The organism is Ochrobactrum quorumnocens, assembly GCF_002278035.1.
Lineage (GTDB): Bacteria > Pseudomonadota > Alphaproteobacteria > Rhizobiales > Rhizobiaceae > Brucella > Brucella quorumnocens.
Map to the genome: position 1 here is coordinate 911,705 of NZ_CP022605.1, position 17,561 is coordinate 929,265.

A 17,561-nucleotide genomic window follows, 5' to 3' on the forward strand; every position below is an offset into this window, starting at 1 on the left:
AGGCCGATATGGCAGAAGAAATTTCAAACATTATTGAAGAGGTTAATAGCCTCGATGATCCTACGAAGAGATCGCTTCCGTTGCCAGATGATGCTCTCATTCACAGATATGAGATTGCTACCGGGATTGGTTTTTCCCCAGACTACAAGGAGTTTCTAAAGAATGTTAGCAATGCATTTGTCGGTTATCTCTCGCCACTCACATTAAACGAAGAAATGGGTGGCGTGTATGGAGAGCTATATACGACAATCCAACATGCCCGATCGATAGGCTTGCCAGCTGACTGGTTACCGATTTGTGAGGACAATGGAGACTATTATTGCATTACACCCGACGATTCTGTTCGTTTCTGGAGCCATGATGGTCCGTCGAGTGAGGCTTGGCCAAATCTATCAGCTTGGGCAAACGAAGTTTGGTTGCAAGGCAATTAAATACAGATATGTTGCAAAATACGGTTGGTACGGAGCGCGCTTTAACTGGGGACAAGTTTATACAGTGATCGCTGTGAAGTGTTGTTTAAGCGAAGATGACACCTTTTCGCTTGAGCATCATGTGAACGAGTTTGATACCAACCGAAATGCTATCGGTAGCGGCCTTATGCTTTAAGCGCAGTACGTCACTGGATAAAGTTGGGGCTCTCATAGGCAAGCGTTCGCTGTAGAGCCCCTATAATCTAGCAACTTGTTTAAGTTTGGCTTTGTTGGCTCCATGAGGCGCCGCTTTTGAGGATCGCGTTTGCGATTGTTACGAGCCTTCTTGCGACAGCGACGATAACGAGCTTGTGGGGTTTGCCACGCTCTTTCAGTCGTTGTGCGACTGATTTCAGAACGAGGTTGTGATACGCAGCGGCGAGTGCGGCCTGATACAAGACATGGCGAAGTGCTCTCCGTCCTCCCGCGATCATGCGCTTGCCTCGCATCGTTCCGCTGCCATAGGGCACAGGAGCAAGACCTGTCATTGCAGCTGCTTCACCTGATGTCATTTTGCCCAGTTCCGGCATTTCCGCGATTAGCATAACCGACAGTGTAGACATTTTGTATTGTTTTGGGGGTCTATGAACAAGGTGGTTCATGCGGTTGCAGAATCTGTTGAATGTGTGTGAGTTTGGGTTCCGTTGCAAAAAATTGGCCGGCGCTGACCTGATGTGATGGAGGGCCTCTCCTCCCGGCACCGCGATGTGCGAAGATATAGGATGTCGAATTCATTTCAGGACACAGATGTTACTTGGCATCACAAAGATCAGCCAGGACAACTGCATCTTGTTTCGCGTAAACATCATACAGCACCGGGTCCGGCACCGTTACGTTAACCTGCCTACGGACATATCCCGGACTTTGATGCTGTTTCAAGCGGATTACAGGCCAGCGATATCGCGCCAGATAGTATTGGCGGTTTGGCGTAATTCTCGGTGAATGGCAGAGGTGAAGCGGTGGCGGGGAAAATGATGAAGGTTATAAATCGGGTCGTGAGTGGATGCGAAACGTTGCAAGTGCCGAGCTGACTTGAAGCGCTTCATGCCGCGCTCTCGCCGTCTTATCGGTTGATGTGAATTTTCGGCCCGATTGTTCAAACCCTTGTGCTGGCGATGATCACAGACCGTGAGACCGATCTCACGAATGGCGGCGCCATAAGAGCCAAGCTTGTCCGTGACCATGACACGGGGAACTGCGCCCTGACGTGACAAGAGTTTGCGGATAAAGCGCCTCGCAGCTCTGGTATCGCGGCGTTTCTGGACCAGCACTTCCAGCACAAAGCCATCCTGATCAACGGCGCGCCACAGAAAGTGCCGTTCTCCGTTGATCGTCACGACAGCCTCATCGAGATGTCATTTGTCACCAAGGCGCGGTGTGCGGCGACGGATTGTATTGGCATAGTCTCGTCCGAACTTCTCAGCCCACTCGCGCACTGTCTTGTGGGTAACGATGATCCCTCGGTATGCCAACATGTCTTCGACCATGCGAAAGCTCAGTGGAAACCGGAAATACAGCCACACTGCTTCGGCAATAATCTCAGGTGAAAAGCGATGGCGGTGGTAAAGCGAGGAGCGACGGTCGTGCATGCTCTCTTATCCACCGCTGAGACTTACATCAAAGTTAAGGTTACGGTGCCACAGTACGGTGAGCCTCAGATTGTTGCCTAATGGGCAATATGAATTTGATACACTAATCCCTGAAAAATCGTCTAGATTCTAGTAAATTGGTGATAAAATGCAGATAATTGGGAAGGTTATACGAGAATTTCGTGGAAGGTCATTTTATATTGAACGTCATATAGAGTGTAATTGTTTGGCGGTATTTATCGGAACAATCGACGATATTTGGTTTTCGATCACGATTAGTGAGGGGCTTGTCCAGATATTGAAAGAAAATGAGCCGGAGATTAAAGGGGTAGATGACATCTTGGATGATTATGCATATCCAGTTTTTGCATTGAATGGTTTCGAAAGATACTTTGGTAAGAAAATTTCAGCTTTATATTCCTATAAGATGAATGAGAAAGTAAATATATCAGTAGGGTTATATATTGAATGTGAGGATCGTGGGTTTACTATTTGGGAGGAAAACGATTGTTTAAAATTATGCCATGGAAAGAACGAGGGAATACTGGATACTTCTCACTTAAAGAGAATATTTTGAAATGAAGCATTTTTCGTAAGGGTCTGCAAGTCGGTCGAAACGGGTGCAGCTAATTGAAATAGAAGGAAGCCGTACCACTATAGAAACACCGAAGCTTTCCAGCGAGATTCCCGGCGTTGAACACGCTAGGCAATAAGCTTGAGATGCTTACGCTCTACCGTTACCAGAGAAATTAACGGCATTAAGGGCGTTCACAATGTCGCGTGCCTTGCGGGTATCGCCATCGAAGGTGACAGCGTTTCGATCATCGGTGCGCAGGAGCAGCATGACAGCGCATCATCTTCCAAAAAATCGGGTCTAGGTGCAGGCTCCGGCGGCGGCTTCTATTCGGTCTGGGGCAAGGAAGAAAAGAGCAGCAAGGAAAACATCGTCGCAAACGTCAGTTCCGAGCTTTCGGCTGGAAATGATGTTTCCATCAAAGCCCGTGAGAGCGATGTTAGAGCGTCTCCCTTTCAAGTTGGATCGTATCCGCATGAGTTGAAGTAATTCTGAGCCTCTTGCGGTTCGACCAGATCAATCAACTTGCCGATGCGATCCCAAAGCCCAGTGACTGTTCTCTCGGCAGCCTTTCGTAAAAGCGCCTTCAGCTTAGAGAAGGCCTTTTCGATGGGGTTGAAGTCTGGGCTGTAGGGCGGAAGGAACATCATTGTCGCGCCGACCGCCTCGATCAACTCCCTTGCTGCGGGCCGTTTGTGGCTGGACAGATTATCAAGGATAACAACGTCACCTGGTTTCAATGTAGGAACCAAAACCAGAGCGACGTACGCCTCGAACCAATCACCGTTGATGGGGCCGTCGATGACAAGTGGCGCGACCATTCCGGTGTTGCGCAGCCCCGCAACCAATGTGGTCGTCTTGCGATGACCGTGAGGAAAACCCATCCGCAACCGCTCGCCTTTGCGGCATCGCCCATGACTACGGGCCATATTGGTTGCCGTCCAGGTCTCATCAATGAACACGAGCCGCTCTGGATTGAGACCGAGTTGCTCCTCGAACTATCATTGCCGCTTTTCCAGAACGTCCGGACGGCTTTGCTCTACCGCATGCCCAGCCTTTTTTGCGCGTTTGTTCGTGCCGGACAAGAAAGCGATGCAATGCCGACTTGCTGATTACGATGCCTTGGGCAGCCAAGTCATTGCGGAGTTCGAAAAGGGTGCCATCCCGGTGCGTGCCGAGCCAGGTCATGATCAGATCGGCATGGGCTTCTGTTTTGTAGGAATTGCGGTCACCGCCCAGTGGACCGTGCCGAACATTTCCCTGCTGGAGTTGCAGGTTACGCCAACGGCTAACGCTGGCTGCGCTCACACCGAAACGCTCAGCAGCCTCTCGATGCGATGCGCCGCCGTCAACGGCGGCAAGGACACGTATGCGAAGATCAATGGAAAGGGTTCGCGACATATCTGCCGACCTCCATCGGCAGATAGCTTGAGACCCCATGTCCCTGGTCTGCATAGTGGCTCGTCTCGCAATATGGAAACGCTCTAAGGCCAGCAGCGGTGTGACGGCAGGCGGCAATGCCAGCCTTGCAGTTGGCAATGACCTGACCCTGCGCGGTGCAGAGGTCAAAGCAGGCACTGATGTCGATCTTACAGGGCAGACTGTCACGCTCGACACGGCAAAAGCGACCAATAATGGTTCCGACAATGTCATCGGCACCACAGTTCAATCGGGCGGCGACACGACGATCACGGCCAAACAGGATGTGAACGTTATTGGTTCGAGTGTTGCAGCCGGCGACAAGACGGATGCAGACAATTCCCACGATCTCAACATTATTGGCTCGAAAATTGATGCCAAGGGCAAGGTTGATCTCAGCGCTACCGACAATGTCACCATCGCAGAAGCGCGAGATACAGGCTATTCGCAGCTTGATACGAGTTCAAAGGGCATATTCAGCAAGAAGGAAAGCCATAGCCGTACTGAAACCGAAACGGCGGTTGGATCATCGATCAGCGGTGGTGACGGTGTCGATATCAGCTCCGGCAAAGATACGACCATATCTGCCTCGAACATTCAGGCAGGAACAGCCGATAACAAGGCTGATCTGAATATCGATGCAGGGGGCGATCTGATTATTGCGTCCGGCAAAGACACCGTTGAAACGGATGCTTCCAAATCGAAGTCAGGCCTTTTGTCGAAGAAGAGCGACAAGAGCCACGTTTACGATGAAACGACGGTTGCATCCGAACTTGGCGCATCTGGCAATGTGAACCTCAATGCTGGCGACAATGTCGTGATTGCAGGCTCCAAGGTCACGGCTGGTGACGATATCGCCATCGAAGGTGATAGCGTCTCGATCATCGGTGCGCAGGAACAGCACGATGCCTCGTCGTCGTCCAAGAAATCCGGGCTTGGTGCAGGTTCCGGCGACGGCTTCTATTCGGTCTGGGGCAAAGAAGAAAAGAGCAGCAAAGAAAACATCGTTGCAAATGTCGGTTCTCAGCTTTCGGCCGGAAATGATGTTTCGATCAAAGCCCGCGAAAGTGACGTCAATATTGTCGGCTCGAAAGTCGAAGCCGGAAATGACATTGCGCTCGATGCGGCGCGTGACGTGAATATCCTGCCTGGCGCTGAAAGCTACGCGTCTGAAGAGAAGGAAAAGCGCTCTGGCTTCGGCGTTCAAGTAAAATCAGGTAACGGTTCGGCATCCATTGGCATTGGCTACGGCTCATCGAAAGATGAAATAAACAAGGTTCTGAAACCAATGCAACATCGTCGCTCAGTGCGGGACGTGATGTGGTGATCACAGCCGGACGTGACGCAAATTTACAAGCTGCTCAGGTGGAAGCTGGTTCCACAGTCGATATTCTCGCCGAACGCGATGTCAATCTGCTGTCTGCGCAGGACAAGACCAACTACGAAACCATGCATGAGGAGCTGTTTGCTGGCATCACAGCGACGGTGTCTTCAAGTGTCGCGTCAGCAGCCAGCAACATTTATGATGCAGCAAAGAAGGTCGGGGAAGGCAGTTCCAGCCAGTCAATTGCGATGGGCACGATAGCTGCAATCAATGGTTATTATGCCTATGATGCACTGGTGAATGGGAAGCCAATCACGCCAGGTGAGTTCAAGCAGGATGGCCCACTTCTTTCAACTTCCATCACGGCAGGATTCCAATATTCGAAGAACAGTGCCTCAGGTTCAACATCGACACCAGTGCCAACAACCATTCGTGCTGGCGACACAGTCATCATTGAAGCGTCGAGCGGCGATATTAACGCAGTCGGCGCGCAGATCGCAGCTGGTTATGACGAGAAAGGTTTGCTGTCAGGTGGTCGCGGCGATATCGCTCTGATTGCTGGAAATGACATCAATCTCATCAGCGCTCAGGCGACAACGGAAAATTCCAGCAAAAACGTTTCTGGTGGCGTGCAGATCAACCTTGATCTCACAGGTGGCAACTTCAACTTTTCGAAGGGAAATGTCGACGGAACGACCGTCACAAACGTCAACACGCATGTTGTGGGTACTGGCGGGGTTTATCTGCAATCTGGCAATGACACGAACCTGAAAGGTGCAACTGTTACCGGAGAAACGGTAATTGCCGACATTGGTGGTGACCTTAATATCGAAAGTCAGCTTGATACGTCATCAGGAAAAGCCAAGCAGGTTGGTGTTGGCGGCGGTATTGGAACGAGTGGTGCTGCGATCTCTGGCAGTTATCAAACAGCCAAAGGCGACGCTGCTATTGTCTCAGAACAATCCGGCATACGTGCGGGCGAGGGCGGTTTTGATATCAAGGTCGACGGCAACACGAAGCTTAAGGGCGGCGTGATTTCTAGCGAGGCCGACCCCAAAGACAATCGTCTTGAAACCAGAACACTCGAATTCGAAGATCTCGACACACATTCCGAGTGGAAAGCAGATACCTATGGTGGCGGTATCTCCGGCAAAGGACCGCTCGTTTCCCCGCCAATCAAGGAAGGTGAAAGCGAAACAGGCAAGGCACTGTCAGCAGTTTCTCCCGGTGAGATCATCATAACCGATCCTGCCAATCAGCAGCAGAACATTGATGATCTGCGTCGCGATACGACAGATACCAATACGTCGCTGCCTGGTATTCCTGATCTGCAGAAAATTCTCAGTAAGCAGCTGAAGACGCAACAGCTCTACGATGATGCAGCCGCCAAAGCTGCAAATATGATCGGCAATCTGTCGTCAAAGCAATATGCCGAGGCGACCACAGACGCAGAGCGTGAATTCTGGAAGGAAGGCGGAACTGGGCCAAGGATCTTGCATGCTATTGCAGGTGGCTTGCTCGGTGGAGTGAATGATTTCAGTGGTATGTTGAGCGGCGCGCTCGGTGGCGCATCGTCAGCTTATCTCGCGCCGAAGATCAAAGAGCTGGTAGCAGAGTTCGTTAAAGAAGCAGGCTTAAGCGGTTCCGCTGCGGACTTCATGACCAACTCCATAACGGGGTCCATCCTACAAGGTTTGGGTGGTGTCACCGGAGGAACAGGCGCAGCGTATGCAGGTAATGTATATCAGAACAATTATCTCAAACATGAAGAAATCATCGCGTACAACGACGAAATGAGGCAATGCGGCGAGAATCCCGATTGCCAATATCGTGTCTTCTCGGAGTATTTCGAGATTTCGGCCAATCGAAATGATGAGGTAGCTGCCTGCGAGACCGAAGAATGTCGCAAGGCGCACTATGACGACTTCATGAAAGCGAAAGAAGTCGCCAATTTAGTCCTGAACCCCTTTAATCATAATAATGATGCGTATTATACTGCGCTGTTTGCTCTCCAGTCGAATGACCTGAATTCAAAGGTCAATGAGATCGCAATGGCTCGCGTACAGGCGCGGAATAACGCTGCGGAAGAATGTGGTTCTGATGCTGCTTGCGCCCAAGGCAAGACTGAAGAGTATTTCAAATTATGGGCCGATGAAAAGGAGCATAAAGAGCTACTCGGTTCGGTAGCGGGTGCTGTACTTGGTGCCTTTAATGGACTGAATAGCACGAAGCGTAAGATCGACTATGATAAGATATCTACAGCAAAGCCAGGGCAAGCTACGAAGCCTAGGCCGTGTGGACGGATTTGATTAAGATGAAAACCGCTGCGATTGCGACGATTGATCGGAAGTTTCTTGCTGTTTTCTCGCAACGTAAAGCGACACGTTTGAACCGTTTGAGCTTCCCCATCATTTGTTCGATACGTGCGCGGCCTCGATAAAGTGCTACGGCAAAATGTTTTGGAATATTCCGCCTGTTTGATCTGTAAGGGATCACTGGAATAGCGCCAGCCATTCGCGCAGTCTTTCGATTGTCATCGCTATCATAGCCCTTATCAGCAATGATAGCGCGGTGCGTGATTTGAGGACCTGTTTCCATGAGGCTTTTAAACTGTTTGCTATCGGAAGCTTCACCACCGGTCAGTTCAAACCCAAGGGGCTGACCATTTCGGTCGGTTTTCAGATGGATTTTGGTTCCAAACCCTCCACGCGAATACCCGAGCGCTTGGCCTTCCTGCCCCCTTTTGCACCGGCTGCAGAAACATGGGCGCGAATTACGGTGCTGTCGAACATAGCAATCAGATGAGCGCTTTCATCAAGCCCAGCTAAAATGGAGAAATAGTCTTCGAAAATACCTGCTTTCCCCAAGCGGTCAAAACGCTTCCATATGCTGTTCCAATTACCATACCGTTCCGGCAGTGCTCGCCACGAGATGTTGTGGAGGGTGAAATAATGTAGCGCTTCAAGGAATAGACGGTCATTTTTGGCTTTCGCGCCAACGGCTGGCAGACAAGCGCGGAAAACCTCCAGTGCCAGTTCATAGTCACTCTCTGTCATCTTGGTGCACATTGCCGACCTCCAAACACGTCGACAACATATGAATCACCTCAAGTGATAATCTGGAACCCGAAAACTTATACCTGAGTCAATTCGTCCACACGGCCTAGAAACCTCGACGAACAAGTATTGTGGAATGAGGTGATTCGTAATCCGTCCTCAGGCCAAAAACTCCAATTGAACAAAGATTTGCGATTTCCTGCAGCAAGTGGATGGCAAAAGATGGAGGTCACCCACACCCGCCCAGATGGAACGAAGATATCAATTCATTACCAATACAATTCCATCACGAACAAGGCATATGATATGAAACTTACAAACCCTCAGTAGCCCGGTGAGTTGAATGAAGATTGTTGAAAAGAATGGATTGGGTAATGTTGTTGACGTGTATGGACTTTATTGGGTGGATGGCATTAGGCATCACTTAATAATTCCATATATAGGGTATGACGGTTTTGTAGTTGTTACCGAAACCAATTGCGATGTCGTAGAGCCAGATGTTGACGATTTTGTTCTGCGAAAAGGTGACTATGGACGGGATATCCTACTCCACTGGGCCGTGGCAAAAGATGACTTAGTTTATCGTCTAACCGACCCACCCGATGCTGATGCTGTGACTGAATTACGCCGTCGTATCGAACATGGGCGTTAGGTCCATTGACCTGAAAGGGGGGGCGTTGGTCTCGGTGATATTGCTCTGTTGCTGGCAAGATTGCTCCTGATTTGCCAGCTCAGAATTAAGAAATTGTCACTTTCATAACCGGGACTCTGGCCCTAAGTTCGGTTTGTTTTCGTCTACTATCATTTAGAATTGACTAATGAACAGAACGGTGCTTCTCCACAGAGCTTCGCATGGATCTTCGCTGGAATCGATTAGCCAACAGACGGTTACTCCTGGGCATCAAGTGAATAGCTGGCTCACCGGTGGGAAATGATGAAATACTTCGAGTTAAATGATGATATTGCCTTTCCGAATAGATGGTGGTTAGGGAAGGTGATACAGATTGATGGGGATGTTTTTGCTCAACCGCCGTTCATTCCCATGAACGATGGACGCCGAGATCAAGTTTATGAAGTTGAGTTGAAGGTCAACGGTGTCAGCACGGATTACACAACGACAACTTTTCGTAGTGTTCCATTGGGAAGCTTTAAGGTTATACAAGCGCTATCGGGACTTGATGGTTTTACAGCGTTCCCAGCTCGGATAGTTAATTTCGCCCAAAAGACCTCCTATCATATTCTGCATTTTTGGGATGTTTTAGATTGTTTTGATGAAGAACAATCAGCGTTTGAAATTATTCCATTCAATGACCCGATAAGGCCTGATCTTGCAGGAAATTATCGCTCCGTTACCAAGTTAAGAATTGATCCTCATAAAGCTGTTGGAAAGCATATATTCAGAATAGCTCGGTTGGAGGGGCGCATCATCGTCAGCGAAGATGTTAAAAAGCGATTTGAGGATCTTGGCATAACCGGTGCCGTTTTCGATGCGGTCGTTTAGATACAGGACCGCGCCGCTTTGCCGAATGGTGCGCCCTGAGCTTGGTGAATCCGACATATTGCCTGGGTACGATGCCGAAACGAAGGGCTCGGGTTGTCCCGCTCAGCGATGGAATTCATCAACCTCATGAATCAATTCTGCTTAATAGATTCAAAATTTTCGTTGGACGCGCACGCTGCTTTTCTCCACGTTCACAGAATGATCGTGGAAATTTCAGGCTTTATATCGAATGCACTGTGCCCGCTCAAAACATGGCACGCTTTTATGTGTTAGAAATTAGGTTATGTCGCAAATTATTCAGTAGGTTAAAAGCAGCCTTATTTCTGGACGCAATTATGCTGCGATTTTTCCTGAGCCCCTTTTGTCTGACGACAGGGTGCGCGCAATTGAAGACACTTGACGAAGCAAAAATGGCTCGATCTATAAAAGTACAATGAGGCGCTGAAAGGAATTTTAAAGATGATGAATGGGAGCAAACTGCATTTTAAGCTTGCACTTTTGCTAGGTGCAGTTGCGTCCGTGCTTACGGGATGTGCTAGTAAAAAAGGGGGATTAAATATTGGTCTCTTTGCTGAAACGAATAAGCTAGATATAGAATGGAAGAATAATACAGTCGAATCGTTCGAAAAACGATTTGGCGAGCCGATTGAAAAATCGAATGCGAATAATACAGTTGTCATGCGATGGATGAAGACATCCGCGCCGTTTTGGGTGCCGTCGCAACTTTACTATCAATCCATGGGTCCCAATATGTCGGTGCGGGTTCATAAGCCAGCGCATTATGAGACAGCAAACTGCATCATCGGTGTATCGAATGTTAATGGACGCATAACCGGTATCAAGACAGTCAAGGATGGGTGGATTGATAAGAAGTCGTTCTGTCAAACATCTTTTGGAATATGATTAACTGCTAGAAAAGTGAAATCTCTGATAGGCATAGCTTCTTTGCAGCCAATGCAGGTTTTGCAGGCCTGAACGCTTATGATGCGATCAAGAACCTGCAGGGCATGGCCGATGGTACGGGCAACATAGCTTCTGCTTCCATCGGGGTAGGCTTCGAATATTTGAAGTCCAAGAAAAATGCTGAAAGTTCGATACCGGTGGTTACAGGTATTCGCGTCGGCAACAGCGTTTCCATTGAAGCCAAATCCGGCGACATCAACAGCCATGGCGCACAGATTGTTGCGGGCTATGACGAATACGGTCTGTTTTCCGGTGGTGCCGGTGATATCAGCCTGAAAGCAGGCAATGATATCAATCTGGAAAGCGCGCAGGCAACCAACAGTTCGTCCTCATCCAGTAAATCTGCTGGAGCAAGTGTCGGTTACTCTGTCGGGATTGGACTTGGCAGTGCGACCGGTGGCTGGACCGGAAGTGCAAATGGCAGTTCGGGCAAGTCGAACAGCGATGGCACGACGCAGGTTAACACCCACGTCACCGGTTCGGGCAACATCAATATTGAATCCGGTCGTGACACCAATTTGAAGGGTGCTGTGGTCGAAGGCGAGACGATCACTGCCAATGTCGGGCGTGATCTCAACATCATCTCTGTTCCCGATATCGGTGAAAGCTCCAACAAGTCATCCTCATTCGGCGTCAGCGGCTCATTGAGCGGTGGAACACCGAAGGTTACGGGCGTGTCGCCGGGCTATGGCACCGGCTCCGGTGAAACCAACTGGATCAGCGAACAGTCCGGTCTCGTGTCGAAAGGCGAGATGGATGTTCGCGTCGAGGGCAACACGCATCTCGGCGCTGGCAAGATCGTTTCTGAGAGCGGTGATCTCACCCTCGATACCGGCACGCTCTCCCATGAGGATTTCTCCGGCTCAAAGAAATATGAAGGTTTCGACATTCAGGCAAATATCGACCTGACGCCGAAGGATGCTGAAGGCAACAAGCAACAGCAGCCGGATCAGACGTCTCAGCCAAAGAACTCAGCTGAAGGCACCTATCAGCTCGACGATACACGTCAGGAAGTGCGTGCCACCGTCGGGCCAGGTGAGATCATCATCCGTGACAAGGACAAGCAGGCTGAGCTCGAAGCGAGCGGCCAGACCGAAGACCTCGCTGCCCTCAACCGCGATCCTGACAAGGCTTACGAGATCACCAAGGATAAGCATGTCGAGATTGAGTATTATCTGTCGGATACATCTCTAGATGCCGTTGCATCGAGCATCGGAAAGGCAATGGAGCCGGGCGGCTTCGTGGATCGCTATCTGCTTGGGAAAAACCTGACACAGGATGAGAAAAACGCCATCCAGAATGGGTTGGCAGCCATTGCGAATGGCGGAACCTTAGGAGGCTGAGGTCAACGTCAGGGGTTCAATTGGCTGAATCCGGCGAGTTGGATTGTGTCGTCTGCTTATGCGAGTGAAATCAGCTGTTACATCATCCAAGCCGATGGCTCACATATCGAGTTGGGCATAAAAACCTATGATGACTGTAAGGATGCGATCTACGCTTACATGAATTCATTGGGCTACGATGAGCGCATTACTGTTTTACAATCCGCAGGTTTTGGCACCAAAATGCTGGGAAATACCGCTATTGGCGAAGCGGTTTTCCTGACCGATTGGCTGATGAATGCTATTGATAAAATGGATGGGAAGCCGAATGGTTTCTATTCCCGACAGTTCTTTGACGGATATGTTGACAGCTATAATATTGACGAAGCCAAGAAGCTCGAGCTTCGAGCGAACTTGGCCGATTCCTCGTTGTCGTTTGATGAGAAAGCTCAGCAACTTGAAGCAGCAGGAATAGACATTCATGCGATGCTGGCTGCTTCTTTGCTGGGAGCAGCTGCAAAGGGAGGCAAATCTTGGATCATTTCAGTTGACGCGACTGGTAAGATTCCTACCACTTGGGGAAGTGGTCAACCCAATAAGAAAGGCGTTGGAACCCGTTGGCAAGACCCCAATAATCCGGGCAATGGCGTTCGCATTGATCAAGGAAACCCAAACCATAGTTTGCCGAGCCAGCGAGAAGATCACGTGATTGTCCGTTCAGGGGGAACAGTGATAGGCAGAGATGGTAAGCCAATCTCCGGGAGTATTCAGGATAATGCTGAGCAAGCCCACATTCCCTTATCAGAATATAAAAATTGGTCTAGTTGGAATTCACCATGATTAATAATGATCTAAAGTACCCATCAATGCGTGAAGAGCTTCTTCGTAGCCTCTTAGAATTATCTGACCCTGAGTATCAGAGGAATAAGTGGTTGCCGGAGAACTCTTCAAATGGCGTTCCGGAGAGTAATCTTGACTATTCGGTTCATTTTCTTTTTGACGACACTAGTTTATCGACATCTCCAGAAAAATGTATTGGTTGGTTTCTGAAGGATGAGTGTGAAGCAAAATTGGTCTTTGAAGTAAGTCAGAGGTTGAGTGATATATTCATGAAGTATGGAACTGAATTGGAGGATCGTGATTATATACAATTGCCTGAATGGGTAGACGTTGTAAGGAAAGCAAAATTCGCATATGATGCAATAAAGTAAAATAAAGTAAAATAAAGTAAAAGTATTCTTCTTTTGCGCTTTATATATGATTATACGTCATTTTTACTGCGCCACAGTTTTCTTTCCTAAAGCGGCGATTTGACGCTCGACACCGGTAGGCTAACCCATGAGAACTTCTCCGGTTCGAAGAAATATGAAGGTTTTGACATTCAGGCCAATATTGACCTGACACTGAAGGATGCTGACGGCAACAAGCAGCAGCAGCCGGATCAGACCTCACAGCCGCGAACAACGGCGGAAGGCACGTATCAGCTTGACGATACGCGCCAGGAAGTGCGTGCCACCGTCGGACCGGGTGAGATCATCATCCGTGACAAGGACAAGCAGGTAGAGCTTGAAGCGAGCGGCCAGACCGAAGACCTCGCAGCCCTCAATCGCGATCCTGACAAGGCTTACCAGGTCACCAAGGAAAAGCACGTTGAGATCGAGTACTATCTGTCGGATACGTCGGTAAAGGCAGCCGCTGATGCCGTAGAAATTGTCGGTAAGACGATCGGACAAGCTTTCGATGCCATTAGCACGAAGCTTGCTGCATCCGGAGATTTGACGCCAAAGGAATTGGAAACTGCGAAAAAAGTAGCAGAAGCTCTAGACGACGGCAGACTTGATGTCAAAGCCTTGATTCAATGCTCAGGTCGCCAAGGCTTCAATCTGATGGACTGGATCGTTGGTACGGCCCACGCGTCAACCGGATGCTCTTTGTATGACAATTTTGGAGCCAAAGTTGCAGACCTTACACCAGAGGAGCGAGAAGCATGCGTGCAGATCTTCGCGTCGCTGATGGAGAAATATGCCAACGATTATCTGCTTGGGGAGAAAGGTAGTTCCGCCGAGCTTCCGGGATCGCTACGCACAATTGCGGATGCTCTTCGCAGTATTGGTTCAGACGAGCAACTTGTTGCCGGAGCCCAAGCTATGGGGATGTAGGCTTCATTCATTCGTGATTTGTCGATACGTCTGGCGCTTGGAGAGGAAGGCCATCAAGAATTCCAAAAAGATGCTGGAGCCGTGGGCTCTTGCGGGTGAGATCACAAAAGAAGCTGCTGAGAACGCGATAGAAAAATTGGCGGCAGGTCACGGCCTTTCGACGCAGGACACCAAGGATTTGAAACTGTTAGCCGGCGTCACAACAGCGGCTATCCTCGGTGGGATTAAGTTGTCGGGAGTATCCAAATTTGCAAGTGCGAAAAAAATTGCAGGACCATTATAGTCGACATGGAGCAGATTTTGGGTCCAAAAATGTTTTACATTACCAGCAACAAGCGAGCGGTTTCCTTACTGGCAGCAAGCCGGCGGGCGTGTATGAGAAAAAGAGACTTAATGGAGATATTGTGCGGTATAATCCGGTAACCGAAGAATTCGGTGTTGTTTCCAGTAGTGGTGATATACGTACCTATTACCGCCCAGATCCTACGGTTCACGGCTGGCCAACTAATCTGGATTATTTCAATGATCAGTAGAAAACAGAAATTTAGATGTCTAGTGTGTGGCTACGATGAGTTAGAAAGCCCTCCTTACGATCAATTTAATTGTCCTACGTTTGAGATATGTCCCAGTTGCGGTACCGAATTCGGTTATGATGATGCAACCGTAAGGCATGCTGATCTGCGGGCGAAATGGATCAAAGGAGGCATGAGATGGTGGAGCAAGTCTACTAAGCCTCCGGCGGGATGGGAACCAAAGACACAACTCTCGGCTGCAGGTTTCATGGACATTAAGGGCCCATATTTCTGAGCGGCCTCTAATCGCAGCCGGATGAAACTACAGTGGCAGGTCAAAGGTAGTACAGCCAATTCCATCGCGATGGCGACTATCGCTGGGATTAACGGCAAATATGTCTATGATACGCTCGTAGATTGACCGCCATTCAAACCGGGCCTTTTACAGAATGGCCCGCTCCTGAACACATCGCTCAGTGTCGGCTTCCAGTATTCGAAGAACAGCGCCGAGGGATCGACATCGACACCTGTGCCGACCGCGTTGGTGCACGAATGTGATTACTGACGTACACGGGTCTTTGATGCTTGGATTATGCGATTTCCGCTTTCACACGGACGGATTTCGGGCGTGCACAGATCAGCATTCGATTAAGAATGCTGCATCCAAGTTTGATCTCGGTTTGCTGATTGGCAAATTTCCGTGAGCTTAGCCGGGGACCATTAACGGACTTATACCGGCTCATTGTGGTCTCAGCATTTGCACGCTTGCCATAGTCGGTGATCTCTTGCCACTTCATCCGACCATGTTCTGCAATTGTGTAGCTATGCCAATTACGCTGATCGGGTGGACCATAAGTGTTGGTTCGCAACTTGCGCACTCTCGGCGGAACGATAATGCTGATGCCGGGACTATGGCTGTGTAAAGCTTGATAGGTTCTATCACTATCATAAGCACCATCACCCATAAAGCTGGCAATGGGTTGTTCAATCTGTCCAAGCAGATCTGGAACTTGGCTGATGTCACTTGTGTTCTGATCGCTCAGCGTTTCCGCGATGATCTCACCACTATCAGCATCTATAGCAAGATGCAGCTTGCGCCATTTTCTGGGAGATTTGCAGCCATGCTTGTCTTCAGGCCACTGGCCTGCACCATAAACCTTCAACCCAGTGCTATCGACGAGAATGTGAATGGGCTCCTTATTCACGTTTACATAGTCATGGCGTGCTGTCTTGGAAACCGCAAGATCGCTACAGCGTCTGCTCAATGTCGTATGATCGGGAACTGGAAGATCAATATTCATGAGTTGCAACAAAGAAGTCATCAGACCTTCGCTCTGGCGCAAAGGCTGATGGAAAACGATCCCGCATATCAGTGTCGCTTCAATCGCCAGATCGGAATAACGTGGCTGCCCTCCTGGTGTCTTTCGTCGGGGTGCAAGCCAACCAGCAATCGCTGCATCAGTGATCCAGAAAGTGATACTGCCACGTTGACGTAAGCCCGCTTCATATTCTGCCCAGTTCATAACCTTGAACTTCTGCCTGGAGATCCGATGGCGACAAGCAGAATGATGTTTGAAAGGCATGGCATCATCCAAATTGTGAACTAACCAACACCTTAAAACGTAATTCTATATGATCACTAAACCGGAAAACGCATCTGTGCACCAAATCCCATGAATCTATTGCGGACACGCTGTTTGGCTATTCGCTTAGACGAATTTTCACTCACTGCTGACAACAGCGGATTTTTGCAAAATTCACCATGGAAATAATGACACATCCTTCATTGCTGCGATTAACCCGAAAATAAAATTATATCATGCAGCTTCAATCGAAACGTTTCATATTTGCAATTCATTATTGTATCGAATATAGTACTGAAACTAGTACCAAATATAAAGCGGGTTTAAGTTATGCAGCGTGTTGAAGCGAATGTGGCCGTCAGCGTGTCCGACCTTAAAAAAAGCCCTTCTGCGGTGATGGAAAAGGCGCATGGTGAAACCGTGGCTGTGCTGAATCACAATCGGATTATGGCATATATGGTGCCAGCAGAGCTCTATGAGCAAATGCTCGAAAGATTAGACGACTTGCAGCTTGCAGACGTTGTCCTGCAGCGCGCGTCAGAAAAAGGCGAACCGGTAAATCTCGATGAACTATAAGCTTGAGATTATACCGTCCGCGCGAAAGGAGTGGGATAAACTCGGATCCAATATCAAAGAGCAGTTCAAGAAGAATCTTCGTGAACGTCTCGTCACGCCACGACTGCCAAGTGCCGCACTTCATGGGATGAAAGACCACTACAAAATCAAATTGCGTCAGCTTGGTTATCGCCTGGTTTATCGGGTGGACGACGAACGCGTGACTATTTTGGTCGTCGCGGTAGGTAAACGTGACAAGGGCGACGTATACAAAGTCGCAAAGGAGCGTGCACAATAAGTGAATTGAATGACGACGATATCCCGATGAATCTCAAGCGCAGGAATGCGGATCAAAATACACAGCAGAAATGTCCGCTTGAAAACAGCTGCTATAGTCGCTCGTAGCCTCGCACAACCAAATTGGCAATGCCATCATCTGCCATTGCCATACTCTCAGTAATAATCTTTTCGTTGTGGAAAGAGCAGCAGCGGCGGCTTCGATAACCCCTAGCGCACGAAATGCTGCTTCCCCTC

The 17,561-nt window shown here is 49.1% G+C and carries 20 protein-coding genes and 2 pseudogenes; 16 read left to right on the plus strand and 6 right to left on the minus strand.

Going from position 1 to position 17,561, the window contains the following annotated elements; genetic code table 11:
* Positions 1-8: 8 nt before the first annotated feature.
* A complete protein-coding gene (locus tag CES85_RS26500; protein WP_095448731.1) occupies positions 9-431 on the plus strand; it encodes an SMI1/KNR4 family protein in 423 nt (140 codons plus the stop codon).
* A gap of 254 nt (positions 432-685) precedes the next feature.
* Here CES85_RS26500 and CES85_RS26505 read toward each other — a convergent pair whose 3' ends face one another.
* Positions 686-1,033, minus strand: coding sequence for a transposase (locus tag CES85_RS26505; RefSeq protein ID WP_244923350.1), 348 nt, complete (start codon positions 1,031-1,033; stop codon positions 686-688).
* A gap of 159 nt (positions 1,034-1,192) precedes the next feature.
* On the opposite strand from CES85_RS26505, the gene CES85_RS28425 reads away from it, so the two are divergent.
* A complete protein-coding gene (locus CES85_RS28425) occupies positions 1,193-1,309 on the plus strand; it encodes an HNH endonuclease (RefSeq protein WP_157743538.1) in 117 nt (38 codons plus the stop codon).
* Positions 1,310-1,354: 45 nt separating this feature from the next.
* Here CES85_RS28425 and CES85_RS26510 read toward each other — a convergent pair.
* Positions 1,355-2,059 (minus strand): annotated as a pseudogene (locus CES85_RS26510) (IS6 family transposase).
* A 226-nt stretch (positions 2,060-2,285) separates the two neighbouring features.
* On the opposite strand from CES85_RS26510, the gene CES85_RS26515 reads away from it, so the two are divergent.
* Both CES85_RS26515 and CES85_RS26520 read left to right on the plus strand, forming a co-directional pair.
* Positions 2,286-2,636, plus strand: a complete 351-nt coding sequence (locus tag CES85_RS26515; RefSeq protein ID WP_157743539.1) for a hypothetical protein — start codon at positions 2,286-2,288, stop codon at positions 2,634-2,636.
* A gap of 138 nt (positions 2,637-2,774) precedes the next feature.
* On the plus strand, positions 2,775-3,122 hold the full coding sequence (locus tag CES85_RS26520; protein ID WP_095448733.1) for a hypothetical protein: 348 nt from the start codon (positions 2,775-2,777) through the stop codon (positions 3,120-3,122).
* Here the strand turns inward: CES85_RS26520 and CES85_RS26525 are convergent.
* A pseudogene (locus CES85_RS26525) lies at positions 3,089-4,034 on the minus strand (IS630 family transposase). The gene CES85_RS26520 and the pseudogene CES85_RS26525 overlap by 34 nt on opposite strands.
* Before the next feature lie 37 nt (positions 4,035-4,071).
* On the opposite strand from CES85_RS26525, the gene CES85_RS26530 reads away from it, so the two are divergent.
* Together CES85_RS26530 and CES85_RS26535 are read left to right on the plus strand one after the other, a co-directional pair.
* Complete coding sequence (locus tag CES85_RS26530) at positions 4,072-5,379, plus strand: hemagglutinin repeat-containing protein (RefSeq protein WP_095448734.1); 1,308 nt, start codon at positions 4,072-4,074, stop codon at positions 5,377-5,379.
* Complete coding sequence (locus CES85_RS26535; RefSeq protein WP_095448735.1) at positions 5,373-7,685, plus strand: hemagglutinin repeat-containing protein; 2,313 nt, start codon at positions 5,373-5,375, stop codon at positions 7,683-7,685. The genes CES85_RS26530 and CES85_RS26535 overlap by 7 nt, the downstream gene beginning before the upstream one ends.
* Here the strand turns inward: CES85_RS26535 and CES85_RS26540 are convergent.
* Together CES85_RS26540 and CES85_RS26545 are read right to left on the minus strand one after the other, a co-directional pair.
* Complete coding sequence (locus CES85_RS26540) at positions 7,663-8,064, minus strand: IS5 family transposase (RefSeq protein ID WP_095444062.1); 402 nt, start codon at positions 8,062-8,064, stop codon at positions 7,663-7,665. The two genes, CES85_RS26535 and CES85_RS26540, sit on opposite strands and share 23 nt — an antisense overlap.
* Positions 8,055-8,444, minus strand: a complete 390-nt coding sequence (locus CES85_RS26545; protein WP_095444061.1) for a transposase — start codon at positions 8,442-8,444, stop codon at positions 8,055-8,057. The genes CES85_RS26540 and CES85_RS26545 overlap by 10 nt, the downstream gene beginning before the upstream one ends.
* Before the next feature lie 331 nt (positions 8,445-8,775).
* Here CES85_RS26545 and CES85_RS26550 point away from each other — a divergent pair, with 331 nt between their 5' ends.
* The 8 genes from CES85_RS26550 (at position 8,776) to CES85_RS26585 (ending at position 14,660) form a co-directional block, all read left to right on the plus strand.
* The gene (locus tag CES85_RS26550) at positions 8,776-9,084 is read left to right on the plus strand and encodes a hypothetical protein (RefSeq protein WP_095448736.1); all 309 of its coding nucleotides are present in this window, start codon (positions 8,776-8,778) and stop codon (positions 9,082-9,084) included.
* 279 nt (positions 9,085-9,363) lie between these two features.
* Positions 9,364-9,933: an imm11 family protein gene (locus tag CES85_RS26555; RefSeq protein WP_157743540.1), complete on the plus strand. Its 570-nt coding sequence runs from the start codon at positions 9,364-9,366 to the stop codon at positions 9,931-9,933.
* 459 nt (positions 9,934-10,392) lie between these two features.
* Positions 10,393-10,836 carry a hypothetical protein gene (locus tag CES85_RS26560; protein ID WP_095448738.1) on the plus strand — a complete coding sequence of 148 codons (444 nt, stop codon included), beginning with the start codon at positions 10,393-10,395 and terminating at the stop codon, positions 10,834-10,836.
* Positions 10,837-10,940: 104 nt separating this feature from the next.
* Positions 10,941-12,239 carry a hemagglutinin repeat-containing protein gene (locus CES85_RS26565; RefSeq protein ID WP_095448739.1) on the plus strand — a complete coding sequence of 433 codons (1,299 nt, stop codon included), beginning with the start codon at positions 10,941-10,943 and terminating at the stop codon, positions 12,237-12,239.
* Positions 12,240-12,284: 45 nt separating this feature from the next.
* The gene (locus tag CES85_RS28030) at positions 12,285-13,058 is read left to right on the plus strand and encodes a hypothetical protein (protein WP_244923351.1); all 774 of its coding nucleotides are present in this window, start codon (positions 12,285-12,287) and stop codon (positions 13,056-13,058) included.
* On the plus strand, positions 13,055-13,429 hold the full coding sequence (locus CES85_RS26575) for an SCO4402 family protein (protein WP_095448740.1): 375 nt from the start codon (positions 13,055-13,057) through the stop codon (positions 13,427-13,429). The genes CES85_RS28030 and CES85_RS26575 overlap by 4 nt, the downstream gene beginning before the upstream one ends.
* Before the next feature lie 99 nt (positions 13,430-13,528).
* Positions 13,529-14,377: a hypothetical protein gene (locus CES85_RS26580; RefSeq protein WP_095448741.1), complete on the plus strand. Its 849-nt coding sequence runs from the start codon at positions 13,529-13,531 to the stop codon at positions 14,375-14,377.
* Positions 14,378-14,447: 70 nt separating this feature from the next.
* A complete protein-coding gene (locus CES85_RS26585) occupies positions 14,448-14,660 on the plus strand; it encodes a hypothetical protein (protein ID WP_095448742.1) in 213 nt (70 codons plus the stop codon).
* An 819-nt stretch (positions 14,661-15,479) separates the two neighbouring features.
* On the opposite strand, the gene CES85_RS26595 is transcribed toward CES85_RS26585, so the two are convergent.
* Positions 15,480-16,472, minus strand: a complete 993-nt coding sequence (locus tag CES85_RS26595) for an IS5 family transposase (protein WP_095448743.1) — start codon at positions 16,470-16,472, stop codon at positions 15,480-15,482.
* A 330-nt stretch (positions 16,473-16,802) separates the two neighbouring features.
* Between CES85_RS26595 and CES85_RS26600 the strand changes: the two genes are divergently transcribed.
* Positions 16,803-17,048 carry a type II toxin-antitoxin system Phd/YefM family antitoxin gene (locus tag CES85_RS26600; RefSeq protein WP_095448744.1) on the plus strand — a complete coding sequence of 82 codons (246 nt, stop codon included), beginning with the start codon at positions 16,803-16,805 and terminating at the stop codon, positions 17,046-17,048.
* On the plus strand, positions 17,038-17,325 hold the full coding sequence (locus tag CES85_RS26605) for a type II toxin-antitoxin system RelE family toxin (protein WP_095448745.1): 288 nt from the start codon (positions 17,038-17,040) through the stop codon (positions 17,323-17,325). The genes CES85_RS26600 and CES85_RS26605 overlap by 11 nt, the downstream gene beginning before the upstream one ends.
* Positions 17,326-17,561 lie beyond the last annotated feature (236 nt).